This is a genomic window from Microbulbifer aestuariivivens (genome assembly GCF_039545115.1).
GTDB lineage: Bacteria > Pseudomonadota > Gammaproteobacteria > Pseudomonadales > Cellvibrionaceae > Microbulbifer > Microbulbifer aestuariivivens.
In genome coordinates, this window is record NZ_BAABRT010000004.1 from 178,350 (window position 1) to 200,093 (window position 21,744).

Sequence of the window (21,744 nt, forward strand, 5' to 3'; positions counted from 1 at the left end):
GCGGCGTTAAACGGTCGGAGGCAACCGTCTATTCAGGTTACACTGCGCCCCGGATTTACGGAGACTTGATTTGCGCCAGAACATTTCCCCCGCTCAATACCGACAGCTGTTCCTCGATGACACGCCGCTGATGGACGTGCGTGCGCCGGTGGAATTCGGCAAGGGCGCTTTTCCCGCGTCCACCAACCTGCCCCTGCTGGACGATCGCCAGCGCGAACTGGTGGGCACCGAATACAAGCGCCGCGGCCAGGAGGCGGCCATCGACCTGGGCTGGCGGCTCGCCACCGACGAGGTGCGAGCGCAGCGACTCGCCAGCTGGCGCGCATTCACCGAGCGCCACCCCGAGGGCTGCCTCTACTGCTTCCGCGGCGGCTTGCGCTCCCGCACCAGCCAGGAGCTGCTGCGCGAATCCGGCATCGACTATCCGCTGGTGGAAGGGGGTTACAAGGCCCTGCGCAACTTCCTGCTGCAGGTTTTGGACGAGAGCTGCGCCGGCCTGCCGCTGGTGGTGATTTCCGGGCATACCGGCAGCGGCAAAACCGAGCTGATCCACCGCGCGCCTCGCGCCGTGGACCTCGAGGGCATCGCCCACCACCGCGGCTCCAGCTTCGGCGGCACCGGCCGCCAGCAGCCCGCGCAGATCGATTTCGAAAACCGCATCGCGGTGGATATGCTCAAGCTGGCACAGGCGCCCGGGCGGGTGTTTGTGGAGGACGAGAGCCGCCTCATCGGCCGCTGCGCCCTGCCGCCAGTGCTGCAGGAGGCCATGCAGGCGGCGCCGAGAGTGCTGGTGCGGGAGCCGGTGGAAGACCGGGCGCGGCGCATCGTGGCCGATTATGTGCACGAGGCGCTGCCGCGCTTCGCGGGTGGCGAGGAGCTTCCCGCCGAGGCCCTGGGTCGCACCCTGCGCGACAGCCTCGCGCGCCTGAAAAAGCGCCTCGGCGGCCTGCGCTATCAGCAGCTGGATGACGCGCTGCAAAATGCCAACCGGGAACTGGCCCGCAGTGGCAGCGCCGACGCCTATATCCCGGTGGTGATGGCGCTGCTGACGGATTACTACGACGGTATGTACGACCACCTGATGGAAAAGCGCGACAGCGCCATCTTGTTCAGCGGCTCGCTGCAGGAGGTCGGCCAGTGGATTGCGGAGAACGGCGGGAACCAGGCACCGGCCTGAATCCGGCGCCCGTCCGATAGAGAGAGAAATAGAAATAGGGATATAGAGAAAAAACTCAGGATTTGAGAGCGGCGCGGCGCAGGCGGAAGCGCCGCGACAGAATCCAGTCCCGCAGGCCCAGCGGCAGCCAGCGCGCCATCCACGGCAGCAGGCCGCTGCGATTGCCCACCCGCAGTATCACCGGCGGCCGCTTGCGCAGCAGTTCCTTCACCACCTTGCGCGCCAGGGTACTGGCGAGGGTGGCGTTCTGCTGCGATTCCAGCGCCCGCGCCCGCACCACCTCCTCCTGCTTCTTGTACCAGGAATCCGGCGCCAACAGCCCGCGCAGGGAAACCTGCGCATGGCGACCGAACTCCGAGGCAATAGCGCCCGGCTGCACCGTCATCACGCGGATGCCGAAGGGTTTCAGTTCCAGGCGCAGCACGTCCGACAGGGTGTGCAGCGCCGCCTTGGAAGCGCAGTAGGCACCGGAAAACGGCGTCGGCAGCACGCCGGACACGGAGCCGATATTGCACACCACGCCGCGCCGGGCGGAGCGCATCAGCGGCGCGCAGGCGCGGGTCAGGGCCATGGGCGCGAACACATTGGTGCGGAACTGCTCCTCCAGTGCCCGCGTGTCCAGCTCCAGCAGCGGTCCCATCTGACCGAAACCGGCATTATTGATCAGTATGTCCAGGCGGCCGTAGGCGGCCTTGAGGGCGTGCACAACCCGGTTGATGTCGGCCTGGGAATTGACGTCCAGCGCCTCGGTGGCGATGCCCAGGTCCGCCAGCTCCTGCAGGCTCTCGGGGCGCCGCGCGGTGGCGATGACGATGGTGCCGCGGCGGTGCAGCGCCAGCGCCAGCTCGCGGCCGATGCCGCTGGAACAGCCGGTGACCAGCGCCACCCGGTCCGGCACAACATAGCCACGGCCGATCTGGGCCAGGCTTTCAGCGGCGAAGGTATTATCTGAGGGGCGGAACCGGGAAGCCGGCGGCTTGCTCAAGGGTAAATCTCCTGGGGGCTACTCGACACAGAAGTGGGGGTTCTGGATCAGACCGAAAAGGTTGCCATCGGGGTCCAGAAAGGAACTCATCAGCACGCCACCGCCCACATCGGTGATCTCGCTGTGCTGGCGGGCGCCGAGGGCGTTGATACGCTCCACCTGGGCGGCCATATCACTGACTCCCCAGTAGGCGATGACGCCATCGGCGCGGCTGGTCACACTGCGGGCATCGGGGTTGAGCCCCAGCTCAAATCCCCCCACGTTAAAGCCCACGTAGTTGTCCTGATTGAAATAGGGCTCCACTTCCAGCAACTGCTGATACCAGTCCCGGGCCCGGGTCAGGTCACCGACACCATAAATCACGCTGCGCAATCCGAGAAACTGTCCCATCCTTAGGCTCCTTGTAACCTTGGTTACTTTTCTCTTTATCCGTTTCCCTTGTGTTTATTCTTTTCCTTTCTCTTCTCTGTCACCGGGCGCCGCGCTCTCCTCAAGGGCCCTGAATTCATGAGCCCTGAACTCGCTCGCCGGAGTCACAGGGCGGGCATCTGCGCATTGGACAGCGTGAGTGAAGGATCGTCACACGGTTGCCACCGCTCGCTTGCGCCGGGTTGCAGAGCCAATCGCAGAGTGCCTGGGGTTACTGCAGCTCCCGCTCCAGCTGTTCGAGCAGGTCGAGCGGTTCCATCTCCACCCCCTCAAGCTCGGCATTCCAGTTGATGCCCACCAGAATCACATCATCGTGCATACCGGTGAGCCAGTCGTCCATAAATTCCTCCAGGTCCACGGCCACCACCTGGTAACCCTGCCATTCGCCCTCCACCTGCTGCTCGGCGAACTCGCGCTGGGACCAGAAGGGCATCACCTCGGTGTCGGGATATTTCTCCGACTCGCACAGGGCGAAGCCCTCCTCCCCCTCCAGGGCCCAGACGCAGCCCTGATCCGCACTCTCCGGCAAAAAGCGCGCGCAGTTTTCCTCGAAATCATCGCTCAACGGTTCGACTTGCATGTTTCCAGTACCTCGGGGGTTCACGGCAGTTTACGCCAGTTTATCGGCTGCACCAAAAAGCCCGGCGCGCTCAGGCGGGCTCGAATACGGCGATGGATTCCACGTGCGCGGTGTGCGGAAACATATCCATCACCCCGGCACTGCGCAGCCGGTAGCCCAGCTGCGCCAACTCGCCGGCATCCCGCGCCAGTGTGGAGGGATTGCAGGAGATATAGACAATGCGCTGTGGCCGCAGCCTGGCCAGCTGTGGCAGCACCTCGATGGCGCCGGCGCGCGGCGGGTCCAGCAGTACCTTGTGAAACCCGCCCTCCGCCCACCGGTGGCGGCGCATATCGACGCTGAGATCGGCGGTCACGAAGCGGACATTGTCGATGCCGTTGGCGGCGGCGTTCTCCTCCGCGCGGGCGGTGAGCGCGCCCTCGCCCTCGACGCCCACCACCTGCGCGGCGCGCCGGGCCAGCGGCAGGGTGAAATTGCCCAGACCGCAGAACAGATCCAGCACCCGCTCCTGCGGCTGCGGGTCCAGCAGCGCCACGGCGCGCGCCACCATCTGCCGGTTTACGGCAAAGTTCACCTGCACAAAGTCCAGCGGGTGAAAGCGCAGGGTCAGATCGAACTGCGGCAGCCGGTATTCGAGGCGCTCAACACCACTGGCGGGCCAGACCCGCTGCGCGCTGGCGGCCTCCCCCGGCTGCAGATACAGGTGCAGCCCGGTGTCGGCGGCAAAACTGAGCCAGCGCTGCCGGTCGGCCGCGTCCAGCGGCTGCGTATGGCGCAGCACCAGGGCGGCGGCATCCTCACCCACCGCCACTTCCAAATGGGTGAAATGGGCCCGCCCCTCGCTCTCCGCCACCAGCGCCCGCAGGGCGGGAATCTGATCCGCCACCGCCGGGGGCAGAACGGGGCACTCGCGGATATCCACCAGCTCGTTGGAAGCCTTGGCGCGAAAACCGATTACCGGGGTCGAGGCGCTGCCGGTGTTCGCACCCGGCTTTGCCCCCCGCGTTGCACCCCGCTTTGGTCCCTGCAGGCGAATACCGATGCGCGCCTTGCGGCGGTAACCAAATTCCTCCCCGACCAGCGGCGGCAGCACTTCCGGCACCGCCACCGCGCCGATGCGGGACAACTGGTCGAGCAGCATCTGCGCCTTCTCGGCGATCTGCGCCGCCGGCTGCAGATGCTGCAGCGCGCAGCCTCCGCAGGTGTCGCTATGCGCGCAGCGCGGGGCGCAGCGTGTATCGGCGGCCTCGATCACCTCAAGCAGCCGCCCCTCGTCAAAGCGCGCGCGGCGCTCACTGTAGCTAAAGCGCACCCGCTCTCCCGGCAGCGCGCCATCGATAAACACCGGCCGCTCCTCGACCCGGGCGACACCGCGCAGGTCGTGGCTGAAATTCAGGATATCCGCCTCCAGCGGTTTACCCGGCAGCGGCCGCTTGGCCCTGGCTGCGGTGGGCTTAAAGAATCTGGGTTTTTTCGCCATCGGTGTCGTCTTTTCAGGTGAGGCGCAACAAGCCTGGAGTCAGGCGCTGCAGCTTAAATAAGGTGTTGCAGCTAATCAGAGCACCAGGCGGTGGCCGTTTTCCCGCAGCCAGCGGCGCAGGGTTTTGCAGTCGGGACAGAACTGTTCCACCAGCTGCCAGAAGTCGCGGCTGTGATTGTGATGACGCATATGGCAGACCTCGTGGGTCACCAAGTAATCCACCACCGGCTCCGGCGCCAGGCACACCAGCCAGTTGTACTGCAGCTCTCCGCGCAGGGTGCAGTGTCCCCACTTGCTGCGGGTGCGCCGCACCCGCACCGCCGCCGGCCGCAGGCCCAGCCGCGCGGCCAGCCTCTCAGATTTTTCCGTCAACAGCGCCAGCGCCTCGCGCTGGTAGAGTTTCTGCAGCGCCGCCTGCAGCCGCGCCGGCTCGGGCATCCGCTCGCGGGTGTACAGGCGGATTTCGCTGTGATCGATACCCGCATCCGCCGCCCGTTCGGCGCGCTGCAGAACCAGGCGGCGCCCAAGCCAGGGAAAGGTCTCGCCCCACTGATAGCGATGTTTCGGCACCTCGGCGGCGCGGGACCTGGCCCGCGACAGCTGGGCGCGCACCCACTCTATGTTGTCCTGCAGGAAGCGATGGCCGTGCACCTCGGCGCAGCGCTGGGGGATGCGCACCTCGATGCCGTGGCGCGCCATCACCAGGCCGACGCGCTTGCGCCGGGGCGAGCGCACCAGGGTGTAGGCAATGTCCTCGTAGACAAAATCCGCCGCACTGCTCATCAGGCGCTCACCCGTGGGCGACTATCGCCATGGTGAGGCGCGAGATACAGCTCAGCTTGCCGTCCGGCGCGGTGATGCGCATTTCCCACACCTGGCTGGTGCGGCCCAGATGCACGGCGCGGGCAACACCGGTCACCTCTCCGTCCGCGACCGGCCGCAGGTGGTTGGCGTTCACCTCCTGCCCCACGCAGTAATAGCTGGAGCGATCCACCACCAGGTTGGCGGCCATGGAGCCGAGGGTCTCCGCCAGTACCACACTGGCACCCCCATGCAGAACGCCAAACGGCTGGCGGGTGCGGGCATCCACCGGCATGGTGCCCACCAGGTAATCGTCGCCCAGTTCGGTGAAACGCATATCCAGGTGACCGGGCATACAGCCCTGTAGAATCTCGTTCAGCTGCTCCAGCGTGGGCTGGCCGTGCCAGATACTCATTGGTGACTTCCCCATCAAAAGCGGGCCCTAGGGCCCCGGAAAAAACAGATCAAAACCGCTGTCGCTGAAGCGCAGCCGCTCCAGGTCCAGCAGGCGCAATTCGCGCACCAGGGCGCGCCGGCGCAGGTGCAATTCCTGCAGGCGGGATTCGTCGTCCTCTGCGTGGATCGCCGCGCGCAGAACCGTCAGCTCGGAGACCAGATAATCCTGGCGCTCGCGCAGCTGCCGGTAGCGCTGCGCCACCTGGAAGTGGGCGAGCCCGCGCTGGTACTCGCCCATAAAGAGGTCGGCGGTTGGGCCGGTGCAGACCCCCTCGTAGCTGTGGCCGCGACGGCCGAGGTAGTAGCCGTTTTCCGGGGTGCAGAACTGCTCGACGCCCATCTCGTGGCCGCGCAGCCAGGCCGCACTGTCCACGCGCACCCCGTGCCGCTGGCACTGCTGGGCAATCTCGTAAATCAGCGCCTGACTGCGGCCGCGGGCACCGTCCTCGAGGCCGCGCTCGTACCAGAGGCCGGCGCGGCACTGGTCTGCGGAAATCACCGCGCAGCCACCGCTGAACAGCACGGCCAGAATTAGCGCAAGCCAGCCCAGCCTGCGGGTGAGGATTCTGCGAAGCGGGCGCAAGGGCTCAGCCGAAACGCTTGTCGGCCACAAACGGATTGCTCTGCCGCTCCTGACCGAAGGTGGACATGGGGCCGTGGCCGGGAATAAAGCGCACATCGTCCCCCAGCGGCCAGAGCTTTTCGGTAATGGAGCGGATCAGGGTATCGTAATCGCCCTTGGGGAAATCGGTGCGGCCGATGGAGCCGGCGAACAGCACATCGCCCACCAGCGCCAGCTTGCTCGGGCCATGGAAAAAGATAACGTGCCCGGGGGTGTGGCCGGGGCAGTGGTGGACCTCCAGCACTTCCTCGCCAACCGTGACGGTATCGCCCTGCTGCAGCCAGCGGTCCGGAGTGAAAGTCTCGACAGCGGGAAAACCGAACGTCTGCGCCTGCATGGGCAGTTGTTCGATCCAGAAGGCGTCCTCGCGATGGGGCCCCTCAACCGGCAGCTGTTGCTGTGCCATCAGAGCCGCGGTGCCCCCCACATGATCCAGGTGTCCGTGGGTCAGCAGGATTTTCTCCAGCTTCAAGCCGCGCTCCGCCACCGCCGCCAGGATGCGCTCGAGGTCGCCGCCCGGGTCCACCACCGCCGCGCGCTGGCTGAGGTCGCACCACAGAAGGGTACAGTTCTGCTGAAAGGGCGTGACCGGTACGGTGTGAAATTGCAGTGCCATGAATAATCCGCAGCCAAGAAAGTGTGGGCGGGATTATACCGTGGCCGCGCCGCGAGTTCGCCCCGCCGTTGCGGCTCGCTGCCGCCCCTGCGTGGCGAGCAGCTCGCGCACGTCCGCCAGCAGCATTTTCTGCACCAGCGGCGAGTGCCAGTAGTCGCCGTGCGCGCCCAGTTGCGGGCCACTGCTGGCAGAGCGCCAGTCGGTGAGGGGCACCGTCTCGTAGTCGCGGTAAACCGCCTGATTGTAGGAGGGACTCAGGGGCTTGAGGGGCCAGCCGAACAGGTCGTCCGGATGGTAGAAGTTCTTCCAGCGGAAGCGGTAGCCACGGGTTTCCGAGATCACCGCCTGCACCTTGTCCCGCGGCAGGCCGGCGCACCAGAGGGGATTGGTCGGGCCCAGGGTGTACCAGCTGCTGAGGGTCTTCAGACGCAGGAACAGGTCCATGGCAGAACCCTTGTGCACACCGCCGGGACCACCATCGCGCCAGATGCCGTGACTGATCGAGGGACGCTGGGCATCCCACAGATAATTGGACAGGCTCACGCAACTGACCGAGTGGCTGATCAGCACAATCGGGGTGTTCTCCCCCGCTTTTTTGGCCACCCGCTCCAGAGTGCGGTAGATCGCCTCCTGACTTTTCTCGTAGTTGCCGCCGTGCTGCTGGATATCGCTGAGCTGCGCGGCGGTCTCGGCCATGCCGTAGAGCATGAACTTGCGCGCGCGCAGGTATTCCATATCGCGCTTCTGCATGCCCTCGAAGATGCGCTCGATATTGGGCTGCAGATGCTCCTGGCACACCAGCGTGTCGCAGTAGACCCGCGACCAGTCCTCGCCCAGCCCCTCGCGCAGGGCCGCGAAAACCGGCGCGGCAAATTCGCTGTCCACCGCCCCCATGCCCGGTGCCGCCAGAATAATGATGTCCGCCATGATCCGCCCCTGATTTTTTTTGCTTGCGACGCCCCGCTCCATCTTTGCTGCGCCTATACGCATCAGGCCCGGGCAGGCATCGTCTTATTCGTTGGTAGTGGGCATCGCTGAATCGGTCAAAGCTACCACTTGCCCGGGGCTTTGCAAAGAAAGGGCCAATATAACCCGCCTATACCTGCCATATGCCCGGCCGTATGCCGAGTCTCGGCAGGGGCCGTGGCGCGCAACCCCGCTGAGGGCAGAAATCGCCAGGCCTGACTGGCGGATTGCCCGGGACAGGTGCAGATGTAGATGTAGATGTAGATGTAGATGTAGATGTAGATGTAGATGTAGATGTAGATGTAGATAAGACCAGCGGAAGGGGATCACAGGCGGTTTATCCGGCATTTTTCTACCGCTTTCCCCTGCCTGTTCAGCACCGCTCTTACCGGGCAGTTTTGGAGTCGCCCGCACGACTCGAAACTCGAAACTTGGGACTTGGGACTTGGGACTTGAGACTTGAACACTGCCCCTGCGTTTACCCCGGCACTGGCTGTGGTCAAGCTGGTTTGGCTAAAGCGGTGCGGCCATATCAGTGCGGGTAAGAAGCGGTGCGGCTAAACCGGTACGCCAGAAGCACCCCGGCCACTACTCCGCCTGCTCGCCGCTTTCACGCCGGCGGCGACTGGCCCCGACCCAGAAACCCGCCTCAAACAGCATCCCCAGCGCCAGAAAGACCCCGCTGCCTTGCGGCAAACCATAGATGTAACAGGAAATGGCGCCCAGCAGACACATCAGTACCAGCAGCCAGCGTTTGTGTGTACTCATCTCGAATTTTCCATTTTGCTTTCCGCGATCATTTTGCTTCTCCGCGAGAATGGAACGGTAACCCAGAGGGAGCCGGGAGGAAATACAAAGCATGGCCACGCAAAAGTTTTTCTCCCCGCACCCGCGGGGCTTTCCGTCGGAAATCCGTGACCGCTCCTGTGCCCAGGAGTGAGAACATAATCACGCCTCTACAACCGATTCATTTGCTCTATGAGTCACTGGCCTCAGATCGAAACGATGTAAAAAGGCGCATCCCTCCACTTTAGCCTTCAGGCCACTCGCTGCGGTAATCGCCGCTGTGTGCCCATTTTGCAGCCAAGCCGGGAAACATCGGACCGCTGCGCTGGGGAATACCCGACTGTCCGCCAACCGCTTGCCGCGGTGCATTTCCCTGCGCCCGCCAGCAGGTGGACATATCGGGCTGGCAACTTGCTGAAGCTTGCAAAAGAGAGGTACGCAATGCAAAGCCATGTTTCACTGCTGATTCGATCGTCACTGGTCGCGCTGCTGTTTGTCGGCGGCATGACCCAGATCACCCCGGTGGCGGAGGCGCGGGATTACCGCGATCCCAACAATCCTCCCGACTGGGTGCGCGAATACTATCGCAACAATGCTCAGGGCTACCGCAGTAACGCCCAAGGCTATCGTAATAATGCTCAGGGCTATCGTAATAATGCCCAGGGCTATCGCAGTAGCGCGCCGGGCGCCTCGCCGCAGCAGCAGAGAGACGCGATGCGATTCACCAACAAGTCCTGGTGGCGACATGATGTGACCGGTGGCACGCCGCATATCAAGATCGATCTCAGTGAACAGATGGCGTATTTCTACAAAGGCGGGCGCCTTGCCGGTGTGTCCCCGGTGTCCACCGGCAAGCCCGGCCACCGCACTCCTGCCGGAACTTTCCGTATTTCCGAAAAGAAGATCAATCACCGCTCCAACCTCTACGGCCACTACGTAAGCCGCAACGGCCACGTGCTGCGCAGCAACGTGGATGTACGCCGCGACCGCCGCCCCGCCGGCTCTGTTTTTCGTGGCGCCGCCATGGATTACATGATGCGGGTCAACGGTCCCGTGAGCATGCACGCCGGCTATGTACCCGGCTACCCCGCCTCGCACGGCTGCATCCGCCTGCCCTGGCATATGGCGAAAACTTTCTTTGCCCATGCGCCGGTTGGGACCAAGGTGAGCATCGTGCCGTAAGCGCCGCCCGCTTGTGAACAGTAAACGAGAAAAACAAAGGGCCGCAGCGAACTGCGGCCCTTTTACTTTTTTCGGATGCTTTACTGTTCCGGTTTCTAAATCCGGATTTCTCTTGCCAGTGCCGGCAGCAGACCGCGCAAAAGGGTTCAGGTCTTCTCCCCGCGCCTATTCAACCCACCCTGGCGCTTCGGTACTGTCTGCCCCGCCAGCGCACAAAAATAATCGTGGGCGGCGCGATTAACGCGCTGCGCCAGCAGCAGTGTCGAAACCATGGTGGGAATCGCCATGATGGCGTACATGCCGATAATGATGCTGTTCACGGCTGCCAGCGAGGCCACCGCGCCAATCACGATCAGGCCCAGATAGAACGCCGTGTACACGCTCTGCCAGCGGCTGCCAAACAGGAACACAAAGCACTTCACGCCGTAATACCAGAAGGTGACCATGGTGCTGAACGCCAGAGGCAATACCATCAGCAACAGCAGCAGCGGCCCCCAGCTACCGAATACCTGCGCAAACGCCGCCGCGGTCAGGGAAACCCCCTCTATCCCGCCGCCGTGCTGCCAGTCCCCGGCGAGCAGGATCACCAGCGCGGTACAGGTGCAGATCAACAGCGTATCGATGATCGGCCCCAGCATCGCCACCACCCCCTCGCGAACGGGTTCGCGGGTCTTGGCGGCGCCGTGAGCGAGGGACTCGGTGCCGATTCCCGCCTCGTTGGAAAACGCCCCGCGACTGATACCCGTGGCGATCACCGCGCCCAGTGCACCGCCGGCCGCCGCCTGGCCACTGAAGGCATCGGTAAAGATCAGCGCGAAGGCGGCGGGCACCTCTTGCCAGAAGCTGCCGATCACAATCAGCGTCAGCGCCAGGTAGAAAAGCACCATGGCCGGCACGATGCGCTCGGCAAACTTGCCGATGCGCTGGATGCGACCGGCGATCACCAGCAGTGCCGCAATCGCCAGCACCAGCCCCACCGCAACATCGAACAGCAGGGAGCCATCGGCGCCGACCATACCCCAGGGCTCGGCAAAGGATTCCCGCAACAGCTGCACGGTCTGATTGGATTGGAACAACGGCAACATGCCGCAAAGCCCGGCGATGGCAAACAGGATGGCCAGGGGCATCCAGCGCCGCCCCAATCCCTCGCGAATCACATACATGGGCCCGCCCTGCAGCTCACCGTCGGCATCGCGGCCCCGATACATCACCGACAGGGTGGCGGTGTAAAACTTGGTGGCCACTCCCACCAGTGCGGTCACCCACATCCAGAAAATGGCCCCGGGACCGCCGGTGCTGATGGCGATGGCGACACCGGCGATATTGCCCAGACCGAGGGTGCCCGACAGCGCCGTGGACAGCGCCTGGCGGTGGGACACCTGCCCGGGATCATGGGCATCGTCATACCGGCCCAACAACAGATCGATGCTGTGCCCCAGATGGCGATAGGGACGCGCGCGCGAGACGATCAGCAGATAGAGACCACCGCCCACCAGCAGCACCAGCAGCGGGGGTCCCCAGACAAAGGTAACGAACGCGGCCAGGGCCGCCTCGATGGATTGCAATATTGTCATGGAACTTGGGTCGGCTGTTTTCAGGGCGGCCAGTCTATGAAGCGGGGCTTGAGCTTGTCAAAACGCAGCGACACGGCGCCGCACACTGGCAGGGATATTTTTGCAATTACCGTTTACTGCGCCCTTTCACCGCTTTCACCAGCGCACTTTCGCAACGGGATTTTCACTGTAGGGCTTTTACAAAGGAGCACCTTCATGGATCTGTTGAAATAACGGTCCTGCCGCCGCGCACTCTCGGCAAACTTTCACCGCGGAACGCGCACTACCAACCACCGTGTGTGCCAGCGGCTCAGCACAGAAAAACCGCGAATGCGAACCAAGGCAAATTTGAGGCCGCCAATGCGGGGCAAAGCTGCCGCAATGCGGCACCTGGCCTTCACTTTTTATGGGTTATGCGCAGCCGATGCTTGGTGCGTATCTGCCGCTGTCATTACCCCACGCCCTCATTCCCCCAGCCATTAGCCGGCGGCCTATCTTCACGGCTTCCCACCCCGGCACCGATACCCTGCACCCGCGCCTCGCACCTGCGCCCCGGCACAGGGGGCAGCCGCGCACGCTGCCGTCCACACCCTGCACGCTTGCACTGTGTTGCCGGGGAATGCGGTGTCGTTGATTTCCCTCATGGACGTCACCCGCAAGACCGGCATAATGGACGCCAAACTGTCACACACCACAGGTATACTGGTGCGCGCAGGCCGGGGTGCCGCTATCCGTTGCACTATCAGCCGGCGATTTTTTCATCAGTGCCGCTGTCATCAGGAGGAAGCATGCAACAGCAACCCACCATCTTCGTCGTCGTAGATCCCAACGATGAGCGTCACGTCGCACTCGAGCGCGCCCTGACTATCGCCAAGCTGCGCGACCCGCAGCCGCGCCTGCTGGTGTTTGTCGCCGTCGATGGCGAGGCGGTGGACACCCGCGCCGTGAACGACCACCTGTTCCGTGACGAATCCTGGTTCCGCGAGCAGATTCGCCAGCCCATCGCCGACGCGGGCCTGCAGTGCGACATCCAGGTGTGCTGGTCCAGCGACTGGCAGGGCGCCATCATTCAGGAATCCCGCCGCTGCAATGCGGAAATGATCTACCTGCCGGTGCACGCCAAGACCAGCCGCCGCTTCACCTTCGCCGAGTCCAAATGGCATGTACTGAAGCAGGCCCGCTGCCCGGTGGTACTGATCCGCCCCGGCGCCAAGGACCAGCGCAAGGTGGTGCTGGCCACCGTGAACTACCAGGCCAAGACCGATCGCCATCGTCAGCTCAACCGCCAGATCACCGAGCGGGCCCGCTATATTGCCGCCTGCTACGGGGCCGAGCTGCACCTGGTGAATGCCTATCTGGATTCCATGCTTTACCCGGATCGCGGCGCGCTGGCCAAGCTGGCGGACAAGACCGGCGTGCCCACCGACCGCATTCATGTGAAGCGCGGCTACACCAACGAAGTGGTTTCCGCCGTGGCCAAGGAAATCGATGCGGACCTGGTGGTGATGGGCACCCTGAACCAGTACGGTGAGACCGGCTCCATCCTGCGCGGCAATACCGCCGAGCGCGTGATCGGTGGACTGGAGCTGGATGTGATGGTGTGCAACGGCTTCACCAACACCAGCGGCAAGGAGGCGATGGTGGCGCAGCCAGCCGAGGCTGAGGCCGCAGAGGCGCCCTGAGGCCATACCGCCCTCAGGCGCAGGCCGGCGGCAACACCCAGCGGAGCGCGGTTTAACCGCGCTTTTGCTGGCCCGCGAGTTTGCCCCGCCCTGCAATTCCGCGCCCTCAACACCGCTCCCTCAACACCGCTCCTCCAACACTGCGCCCCCAATATCGCTCTCCCAACATCGCCCCCTCAACATCCCCCCCTCAATTCCGCCCAGCAACACCGTATCAGCGAAGCCCGAGGGTTCGCATTCCCGCCACTTACCGACCACGGCCCGTTGCACCTGCGGCCTTTATCGAAAAAACTCCGGCTTGATTGCGCTTCCGGGAACCATGCGCTGGCGAACAGTCTAAATACACTGACGCCTGGCACAGCTTTACACCAAGCTATGGTTAAAGCATTGGCATCGCAACGGATCGTATTGCGCTAGCAGGAAATCGCGCGAACAAATTGCGCGAATAAGAAGGCACAAGGAGACGGGAATGTCTGAACAGCAATCGAGCAGGGGCTGGATTCTGGGCCTGATCATCGTCGCCGCCATTGCGGCCGGCGCCTATTTTTTTCTTCGCGGCTCGCCCGCACCTGCCCCAGCGCCGCCACCAGCGGCCGAACCGCAGCCGGAACCCGCGCCAGAAGTGACTCTGGAGCCTGAACCCGAACCGCAAACGGCAGCGCCCGCACCCGCACCGGCACCGGAACCCCAGCGGCCACTGCCGCCCCTGAATCAGAGCGATGCCGCCGCCCGGGCAGACCTGTTGAGCCTGGCTCCCGATGGCGCACTGGGCCGCTGGATCGTCCCCGACGAGGTAGTGCGCAAATGGGTCGCCGCGGTCACCGCCGCAGCCGGTGGCGAAATGATGGCGAAAAACCGCCCCTACAACAGCCCGCCGGAGGAGCTGATCATCAAAGAGGCGGGAGCCACCGGCATGCAGCTGTCGGAGGAGAATTACCAGCGCTACGACGCGCCGGTGCGGCTATTCGCCATGGCGGACACCGACACCGCCATCCAGCTCTATCGCTTCTGGTACCCGCGCCTGTCGCAGGCTTTCGGTGAACTGGGCATGGGCGACAAAACCTTCCAGCAGGTATTTCTCAAAGCCATCGATGTGGCGCTGGCGGCACCGCAAGCCGAGCAGCCGATCCAGCTGGTGCGGCCATCGGTCTACTACAAGTTCGCCGACCCGCAACTGGAAAAACTGCCCGGAGTACACAAACTGATGATTCGCATCGGGCCGGAAAACGCGGCGCGGGTTAAGGAAAAACTTCGTGCACTGAAAGCAGCGCTCGAAGCCATGCCGAAGCAAAACCCTTAATGCGATAGAGCGGGTAATAAGAATAGGCGCGATTGAAAGATTAGAAGGAACAGAAGGAGTAGGAGGAACAGAGAGAACAGAGAGAACAGAGAGAACAGAGAGAACAGAGAGAACAGAGAGAACAGGGGGAATTGAAGAAATACAAGCCCGGAGCAAAATCCGGGCCTGTTATTCAGACCTCGGTATCCAGTCCTCGTCCTGCAGTGCCGCCGCCGCACCAATCAGCGCCTGGTATCCGGCATTCAGGGCGTAAAGCGGCACCGTTTTTATCCACTGTTCAACCCGCCCCTTGGCGAGAAAGCGCTGCTCGAATTCACTCTCCGACAGCAGCGCCGCAATGCGCGGCAAGATACCGCCACCGATAAACACCCCCCCCCGGGCGCCCAGGTAAAGCGCCGTATCTCCGGCAACGCCACCGAGAAAATTGAGAAAATCCAGCAGGGTTTCCCGACACAGGGGGTCGGAGCCATCCAGCCCCCGCGCACTGACTTCCGGCGGTTGCAGGTCTTCCGCCCTGCGGCCGTGTAATGTGCACACTGCGCGGTACAGGCGCACCAGCCCCGCACCGGACAGCACCCACTCGTTAAATACCGGACGGCGGCTGCGCATCATGATCTGCAACAGCTGCAGTTCGCGCTCAGTGGTCACAGCCAAATTCGCGTGACCGCCCTCGCCCGCCAGCACCTGTGGCTTGTCGCCCGCAAGCGCCAGTCCCGCCACCCCCAGGCCCGTCCCCGGCCCCAGCACGGCCATGGTTGCGCCGGGCAAACGCGGCACATCCCGCAGCACCCGGTATTCTTCGCTGCCCAGCAGAGGCAGTGACCGGGCCAGCGCGGCAAAGTCATTGATCAGCAGGGCCCGCTCCAGCCCCAGGTCCGCCTGCAGCGCCTTGGCTGAAATCTGCCAGCCGAGGTTGGTCATAATCACCCGCCCGCCAGCGCAGCTATGCTCCACCGGTCCCGCCGCGGCAATACAGGCGCGCAGTGGGTGCGGCTGCTCCAGCCCGTGGAGCCAGTGCTGCAGCGCCGCGGCGAAACCGTCGAAGCGCTTGCAATCCACCACCGTCAGCGCCTCAAGCGTATAACCGCTGCGCCCGACGCCCCCCTTCTTGGGCACGGCGATGGCGAAACGCGCGTTGGTGCCGCCGATATCCGCTACGATCGATGTCATGCTTTGTTCACCCTCCTTGCTGCCGCGCAGCAGTCGCTTTGCGGCGCAACTGTCCAGCCCGGCACAGGCCCAACCACTATCTCATCAGCAAAATAAACTTATAAAAACCCTATCACTAACCACATTCTCAACCACCTAAAAGAGTACGCGAGTGCGACTCACCTCCTGTAAATCTTCCTTATGCTGTGCAGCTTTTGGTAGACAGCGCGACGCATGAAGGCGAAAGATCAAGGCACGCATCGCCATAGGGTATTCCCGCTGCCATCTCCTCACCGCCTCGCCTCTTCATCTGCATCGCTCCGCCTCCTCACCCACCCCGTCTCTGATCGGATTGGTCATGGGGACGCGTTTTCGTTCCGCGCTAGAATCCCTCGGGCATCACATGAGAATAACGCATCACCGGAGGTATTGATGAAACAACTACTTACGCCACTGGCTCTGGGCCTGGCGCTCGCTTGCGGCTCCGCCAGCGCACAGCCGGGCGAGGATCTGCAGCAGCGGCTGGCACAGACCGAGGACAAGGTCATCGAGTGGCGCCGCCATATCCACCGGAACCCGGAGCTTGGCAACCGGGAAACCGCAACCGCCCGCTACGTCGCCCAGCACCTGCAATCCCTCGGCATGGAGGTGCAAACCGGCATCGCCCATACCGGTGTCGTCGGCCTACTCAAGGGCGCCAAACCCGGTCCCACCGTCGCCCTGCGAGCGGATATGGACGCGCTGCCGGTCACTGAAAAAGTGGACCTGCCCTTCGCCTCCAGGGTAACCACGCAATACAACGGCGAGACAGTGGGCGTGATGCACGCCTGCGGCCACGACACCCATGTGGCGATGCTGATGGGGGCGGCAGAAGTCCTCGCCGGTATGCGCGAGCAGCTGCGGGGCAATGTACTGTTTATCTTCCAGCCCGCCGAAGAGGGCGCGCCGGAAGGAGAAGAAGGCGGCGCGGAGCTGATGTTGAAAGAGGGCCTGTTCAGCAAATACAAGCCGGATGTGGCCTTCGGCCAACACGTTACCTCCAGCCTGCCGGTGAATATGATTGGCTACCGCGCCGGACCGCTGATGGCCAGCTCGGACAGGTTTCGCATCAGGGTGAACGGCCGCCAGACCCACGGTTCGCGCCCCTGGGGTGGTGTGGACCCGATCACCACCGCCGCGCAAATCGTGATGGGAGTGCAGACCATCGTCAGCCGCCAGATCGATATCACCAAGGAACCGGCGGTGGTGTCTTTCGGCAAAATCGATGGGGGCGTACGCAACAATATTATTCCGGACAGCGTCGAACTGGTCGGCACCATCCGCAATTTCGATATGGATAACCGCCAGCAGATTTTCGAGCGCTTGAAAATCACCGCTGAAAATATCGCCCAGAGCGCCGGCGCCAGCGCCGAGGTCACCATCGAAGAAGGCTATCCGGTCACCGTCAATCATGCCGCGCTTACGCAAATGGCGGTGCCGGTTCTGCAGGCGCTAGCCGGTGAGCGCAGAGTGATGGAAGTTCCGAAAGTCACCGGCGCGGAAGACTTTTCCTACTTCGCCAACGAGATCCCGGGCTTTTATTATTTCCTCGGTGTAACCCCAAAAGGCACCGATCCATCCAAGGCCGCCAGTAATCACTCACCGCATTTTTATGTGGACGAGAAAGCCCTGGCGACCGGCACCGAGGCACTGACCAGGCTCACCCTGGCTTACATGGCCAACAACAGCCATTAAAAGTCCCCGCCACGCGAACCGATTAGAAATCGCAAGCAAGCGGAAAAAGAAAAAGCCAACGCGGCCTACAGTAATAGGCCGGGCTGGCTTTTTTATTGGCCGTTATTAAATAACGGACTACGCAGAGGTTTTCTGCGGTGGACGGCGCCGACGACGGGGCGCTTCCTGGCCGCCATTGCCGTTATTGCCACCATTACCGCCGCTGCCTCGATTGCCGCCGTTAGCGCTGCGGCCGCCGCGGTTGCCATCGGCCCGGCCATTGCCCTCGGAACGGCTGTTGCGGGACTGCCCAGAACGCTTGGCGGCGCCGCCGTTACCACTGCCTCTGCCACTGCGCTGGCCCTGTCCGCCAGACGCACCGGGCTTGCCGGAATCGGGCACCACGTGATCGGGCTCAAAACCCTCGATTTCCTCACGGGTGATCGGTTTTTTGATCAGGCGTTCGATATCGCGCAGCTGCTTGATTTCATCGGCGCTGACCAGCGACACCGCCTGCCCGCGGGCACCGGCGCGGCCGGTGCGGCCAATGCGATGCACATAGTCCTCGGGCACGTTGGGCAGATCGAAATTCACCACCTGCGGCAGCTGATCGATATCGATGCCGCGGGCGGCGATATCCGTCGCCACCAGCACCTGCACCTTGCCGTTCTTGAATTCCGCCAGCGCCTTGGTGCGCGCATTCTGGCTCTTGTTGCCATGAATCGCAGCGGCGCGGATATTGTCCGCCTCCAGCTGTTTCACCAGACGGTTGGCGCCGTGCTTGGTGCGACTGAATACCAGCGCCTGATGCCAGTTGTTGGCGTGGATCAGGTGGCTCAGCAGCTTCTGCTTGCGCGCCTTGTCCACCGGGTGCAGTTTCTGCAGCACGGTTTCCGTCGTACTGTTGCGCGGACTCACGTCGATTTCCACCGGGTTGTTCACCAGCCCCTTGGCCAGCTGGCGGATTTCCGGCGAGAAAGTCGCGGAGAACAGCAGGTTCTGGCGCTTGGCCGGCAACACCTTGAGGATGCGCTTGATATCGTGAATAAAGCCCATGTCCAGCATGCGGTCGGCTTCATCCAGTACCAGCGCTTCCAGCTTGTCGAAGCGAATCGCACGCTGGTTGTACAAATCCAGCAGGCGGCCGGGCGTAGCCACGAGGATGTCGGCACCGCCGCGCAGGCGCTGCATCTGCGGATTGATTTTCACCCCGCCGAACACCACCGAGTGGCGCAGCGGCAGATATTTGCTGTACAGCTGCACATTATCGAACACCTGCGCAGCCAGTTCGCGGGTGGGCGTAAGCACCAGCGCGCGCACCTGATTGTTTCGCGCCGCAGCGCCCTGGGATAAGCGGTGCAGCAGCGGCAGGGTGAAGCCGGCGGTCTTGCCGGTGCCGGTCTGCGCCGCCGCCATGATGTCACCGCCCTTCATCACCGCCGGAATGGCCTGGGCCTGAATTGGTGTGGGTTTCTCGTAGCCCTGTTCGGCCACAGCACGGGAAAGCTCGGAAGCCAGTCCCAGATCTTCGAACAACATAATTTTCCTCAGGCCGCATTTGCTCGCAGCCAAAGCGCACCGCCCAGGGCGGAGAGAGAATGAATCAGAGTCGCCGGACGCACGGGTCCGCTCTGCCGTCAAATCACGGCCATACCGAGGCCGAGTCGGTGCGGCATTCAGTAGGGGTTCCGGGGAGACTGCGGGGAGTGTTCCAGGGAGGGTACCGCCAGGTCACGGCGGTCTACAGATGACGCAGCTGGGCATATGACCAGCCAGAGCACTATAGCACAGCCACCCTGACTGCAAAGTTTTATTTTGCTTATCTATCCAGGCTCCAGCCGCGACTCAGCAGTGGGAGCGTTTGCAAATACAATGGCAGCTTGCACTGGGACGGGCATTGCCAAAAACGCTGTAAGAGATAAAGCTTGCAGGGCGTGCCTTGCAGGAAGAGCAATGAAAAGCGGGAAGCGGGAAGCGGGAAGCGGGAAGCGGAAAGCCCAGGCCAGGAGCCACCAGGCCGCCACTTTCCACAACGAAAGCCGGCACCTCATACTTGCAGATTCTATTAAGCAGCACCTTCGCGTAGCGAATTCTCGGCCGGACACAGCGTCAGTCGAGCCCCCCAAGTAAATTCCGTGTGCGCGGCGAATATAGAATCCCGCTGAACATCTCTTGCGGGCCATAGCCACTTTTTCAGGCCACTCACTGAGACCTGAACAAGAGATTATAAAAAGAAGAGGCAAATCACCGATGGGGTTTATCAGGATCGGACAGAAAAAATAGGCGTCATAATTTTACTCTGACCCTGATTTTAAGAGGGAAAACCCGATCCAAGATTGGGCCCTACGAAATCCTATATTAGGTGGATAAAAAGAGCTGCAAACCCAAGCACAAATAACTGAAAGGCCATTAATGTTGTTGCTATGCTCTTCCTACTTTTCCGCTGAAGAGGGCCAATACGCTCAATCACTATCTTTGAGTAAGCTGAACCAATCGCCCATATCAACACAAACAGAACAAGAACCCAGGTCACACCGGTAAACCTCGAGCTTACAAGGGCCGCTATCACATATGACGGCAGCATAAGTAGACCAGAAAACCACCATCTTGAGTAAATCACAATAGAACCTCAATTTTCGCCTTTTACACACTGTCCATATTTGTAATGTGCATCCGACAAGCCATCGCCATCAAGGTCACAAGTCAATAATTGGGGTCAGAGTAAAATTAAGGCGTAGAATCCCACTGAACATCTCTTGCGATCCATAGGCACTTTTCAGACCACTCACTACAACCTGAAAAAGAGATTATAAAAAAATGAGGAAAATCATCGATGGAGTTTCTCAGGGTCGAACAGAAAAATAGGCGCCATAATTGTACTCTGACCCCAATTTTTTTTAAATTTGTTCTTGTTGGATCAGCCCTTTGGTTGGCCCAGCCAGCACCACGCTGCAATATATGTAATTTTATTCTGAAACATAATGATATTTTGATATGACTTTGTTTTTTTCATCAAAACCAATACGCCATCTATCAAACTTCACCGTGCCGTACCAAAAACTGTATCGACATAACGATTTTACATCTTCACCCAAATACTCCGCACCCCACCAAAGATTGCGATCACATTTTGTTATTTCATCCGGCTCTCCCAATATTGAAATAACCGTGGATTTATCATCTCCCATTTTAATTTTTTGAATATTCACATCACTACCGGATTCACAGCCAACCATAAAGAACACAAAAAATAGCAGAAAACGATTCACAATGGATACCAGCCTTTTAAGGATTAAACGAATTAAGAGATTCCGGAATGCTCGTACTATTTTGAGGAATATTTATAACCGTTTGGTTGTATAACAAAAGCATCTGTATCCGTAAATCATCGGGAAACCCTGTGTTAATGTTAGGCATACCACCAGCTTCAAGTGCATTGGATGCACGAGCAGCACAATTGTCCGGCCACATTTCTAGAGGTTTATTTTTTACACTATCAAGATACTCTTTTATTCGTTTCTCTTGTTCGGGAGTGGTATCAAAAATATAAACCGAAGTATCTCGTTTGGGCGCCTCCCTCAAAAGATAGTCCGTTAGACTTGAATTCGGCGGAGTATCATTACCGGGACTGTAAATACCTTGTCCAGTAAGTGCCACAGCAGAATGTCCAAAAGGATTATTTAGATTCGTCAACGTTGTTGTATAACCATTATTGATGAGAGCAGTCTGCAATCCAAATGGATCGACAAAGCTAATCGGATTCCCTCCCACATAAGCATAGGTATTGAGTCCACCTTTCAACCCAATCGGATCGGATTGAACATACCGCCCCAAACTGGGGTCGTAATATCTGAACATGCTGTAATACAAGCCACTTTCTTGGTCATAATACTGTCCTGGAAATCTCAGATTTAGGGCAACCTGATTCCCGTCCCTGTCCAGATCCTCATGCACCTGCGACTCACCGTAGGGGCTCATCACCTGCGCCCCGACACTGTTGCCGGACAGGTCCATCATCACTTTGGGCGTGCCCAGGTAATCGCTGCCAACCGTATAGTGGTTGCCGCCTTCGGAGTAGCTCACCGGGGCGTAACCGCCGGCGTAACGATAGCGCCGCTGTGCCACCATCTCACCGGGGGAAAATTCCGCGACCAGCTGGCTGCCGAGCCAGAGGTATTCCGTCGTGCCCTCGACTTCCGCGACACCGGTTACGGATTTCTGGATACGGCGGCCAAACGCATCATACCGGTAGCTGGCGGTGACCGTG

At 61.4% G+C, this 21,744-nt stretch carries 20 protein-coding genes; 5 read left to right on the forward strand and 15 right to left on the reverse strand.

Features of this window, described 5'->3' with window-relative positions:
- Window positions 1-70: 70 nt before the first annotated feature.
- On the forward strand, window positions 71-1,177 hold the full coding sequence (gene mnmH, locus ABEA58_RS03960; RefSeq protein ID WP_345549063.1) for a tRNA 2-selenouridine(34) synthase MnmH: 1,107 nt from the start codon (window positions 71-73) through the stop codon (window positions 1,175-1,177).
- Between the two features lie 55 nt (window positions 1,178-1,232).
- Here the strand turns inward: mnmH and ABEA58_RS03965 are convergent, their stop codons facing one another.
- The 10 genes from ABEA58_RS03965 to ABEA58_RS04010 form a co-directional block, all read right to left on the reverse strand.
- Entirely contained in the window at window positions 1,233-2,162 is a 930-nt protein-coding gene (locus tag ABEA58_RS03965) for an SDR family oxidoreductase (RefSeq protein WP_345549065.1), read from the reverse strand.
- A gap of 18 nt (window positions 2,163-2,180) precedes the next feature.
- On the reverse strand, window positions 2,181-2,552 hold the full coding sequence (locus ABEA58_RS03970; protein ID WP_345549067.1) for a VOC family protein: 372 nt from the start codon (window positions 2,550-2,552) through the stop codon (window positions 2,181-2,183).
- A 250-nt stretch (window positions 2,553-2,802) separates the two neighbouring features.
- Complete coding sequence (locus ABEA58_RS03975) at window positions 2,803-3,171, reverse strand: DUF2750 domain-containing protein (protein ID WP_345549069.1); 369 nt, start codon at window positions 3,169-3,171, stop codon at window positions 2,803-2,805.
- 70 nt (window positions 3,172-3,241) lie between these two features.
- Window positions 3,242-4,651 carry a 23S rRNA (uracil(1939)-C(5))-methyltransferase RlmD gene (gene rlmD, locus ABEA58_RS03980; protein ID WP_345549071.1) on the reverse strand — a complete coding sequence of 470 codons (1,410 nt, stop codon included), beginning with the start codon at window positions 4,649-4,651 and terminating at the stop codon, window positions 3,242-3,244.
- 75 nt (window positions 4,652-4,726) lie between these two features.
- Window positions 4,727-5,434, reverse strand: coding sequence for a M48 family metallopeptidase (locus ABEA58_RS03985; RefSeq protein ID WP_345549072.1), 708 nt, complete (start codon window positions 5,432-5,434; stop codon window positions 4,727-4,729).
- 7 nt (window positions 5,435-5,441) lie between these two features.
- Window positions 5,442-5,867 carry a hotdog fold thioesterase gene (locus ABEA58_RS03990; RefSeq protein WP_345549074.1) on the reverse strand — a complete coding sequence of 142 codons (426 nt, stop codon included), beginning with the start codon at window positions 5,865-5,867 and terminating at the stop codon, window positions 5,442-5,444.
- 27 nt (window positions 5,868-5,894) lie between these two features.
- The gene (locus tag ABEA58_RS03995) at window positions 5,895-6,491 is read right to left on the reverse strand and encodes a DUF2799 domain-containing protein (protein ID WP_345549076.1); all 597 of its coding nucleotides are present in this window, start codon (window positions 6,489-6,491) and stop codon (window positions 5,895-5,897) included.
- A gap of 4 nt (window positions 6,492-6,495) precedes the next feature.
- The gene (locus ABEA58_RS04000) at window positions 6,496-7,146 is read right to left on the reverse strand and encodes an MBL fold metallo-hydrolase (RefSeq protein WP_345549077.1); all 651 of its coding nucleotides are present in this window, start codon (window positions 7,144-7,146) and stop codon (window positions 6,496-6,498) included.
- 33 nt (window positions 7,147-7,179) lie between these two features.
- Window positions 7,180-8,073 (reverse strand): hypothetical protein, encoded by an 894-nt coding sequence (locus tag ABEA58_RS04005; RefSeq protein WP_345549078.1) that lies wholly within the window; start codon window positions 8,071-8,073, stop codon window positions 7,180-7,182.
- Window positions 8,074-8,700: 627 nt separating this feature from the next.
- Window positions 8,701-8,880: a hypothetical protein gene (locus ABEA58_RS04010; RefSeq protein ID WP_345549080.1), complete on the reverse strand. Its 180-nt coding sequence runs from the start codon at window positions 8,878-8,880 to the stop codon at window positions 8,701-8,703.
- A gap of 459 nt (window positions 8,881-9,339) precedes the next feature.
- Between ABEA58_RS04010 and ABEA58_RS04015 the strand changes: the two genes are divergently transcribed.
- The gene (locus ABEA58_RS04015; protein ID WP_345549082.1) at window positions 9,340-10,080 is read left to right on the forward strand and encodes a L,D-transpeptidase family protein; all 741 of its coding nucleotides are present in this window, start codon (window positions 9,340-9,342) and stop codon (window positions 10,078-10,080) included.
- Window positions 10,081-10,226: 146 nt separating this feature from the next.
- On the opposite strand, the gene ABEA58_RS04020 is transcribed toward ABEA58_RS04015, so the two are convergent.
- The gene (locus ABEA58_RS04020) at window positions 10,227-11,654 is read right to left on the reverse strand and encodes an alanine/glycine:cation symporter family protein (protein ID WP_345549084.1); all 1,428 of its coding nucleotides are present in this window, start codon (window positions 11,652-11,654) and stop codon (window positions 10,227-10,229) included.
- Between the two features lie 767 nt (window positions 11,655-12,421).
- On the opposite strand from ABEA58_RS04020, the gene ABEA58_RS04025 reads away from it, so the two are divergent.
- Window positions 12,422-13,315 carry a universal stress protein gene (locus ABEA58_RS04025; RefSeq protein ID WP_345549085.1) on the forward strand — a complete coding sequence of 298 codons (894 nt, stop codon included), beginning with the start codon at window positions 12,422-12,424 and terminating at the stop codon, window positions 13,313-13,315.
- A gap of 469 nt (window positions 13,316-13,784) precedes the next feature.
- Window positions 13,785-14,615 carry a DUF3014 domain-containing protein gene (locus ABEA58_RS04030; protein ID WP_345549087.1) on the forward strand — a complete coding sequence of 277 codons (831 nt, stop codon included), beginning with the start codon at window positions 13,785-13,787 and terminating at the stop codon, window positions 14,613-14,615.
- 168 nt (window positions 14,616-14,783) lie between these two features.
- Here the strand turns inward: ABEA58_RS04030 and glk are convergent, their stop codons facing one another.
- Window positions 14,784-15,785 (reverse strand): glucokinase, encoded by a 1,002-nt coding sequence (gene glk / locus ABEA58_RS04035; protein ID WP_345549089.1) that lies wholly within the window; start codon window positions 15,783-15,785, stop codon window positions 14,784-14,786.
- A 411-nt stretch (window positions 15,786-16,196) separates the two neighbouring features.
- On the opposite strand from glk, the gene ABEA58_RS04040 reads away from it, so the two are divergent.
- Window positions 16,197-17,498 carry an amidohydrolase gene (locus ABEA58_RS04040; RefSeq protein ID WP_345549091.1) on the forward strand — a complete coding sequence of 434 codons (1,302 nt, stop codon included), beginning with the start codon at window positions 16,197-16,199 and terminating at the stop codon, window positions 17,496-17,498.
- 117 nt (window positions 17,499-17,615) lie between these two features.
- On the opposite strand, the gene ABEA58_RS04045 is transcribed toward ABEA58_RS04040, so the two are convergent.
- From ABEA58_RS04045 to ABEA58_RS04055, 3 genes are all read right to left on the reverse strand, one after another.
- Window positions 17,616-19,016 carry a DEAD/DEAH box helicase gene (locus ABEA58_RS04045; RefSeq protein ID WP_345549093.1) on the reverse strand — a complete coding sequence of 467 codons (1,401 nt, stop codon included), beginning with the start codon at window positions 19,014-19,016 and terminating at the stop codon, window positions 17,616-17,618.
- A gap of 1,427 nt (window positions 19,017-20,443) precedes the next feature.
- Window positions 20,444-20,746, reverse strand: a complete 303-nt coding sequence (locus ABEA58_RS04050) for a hypothetical protein (RefSeq protein WP_345549095.1) — start codon at window positions 20,744-20,746, stop codon at window positions 20,444-20,446.
- A gap of 16 nt (window positions 20,747-20,762) precedes the next feature.
- Window positions 20,763-21,744 (reverse strand): RHS repeat-associated core domain-containing protein (locus ABEA58_RS04055; RefSeq protein WP_345549097.1); only part of this gene is annotated, 982 nt, incomplete at its 5' end.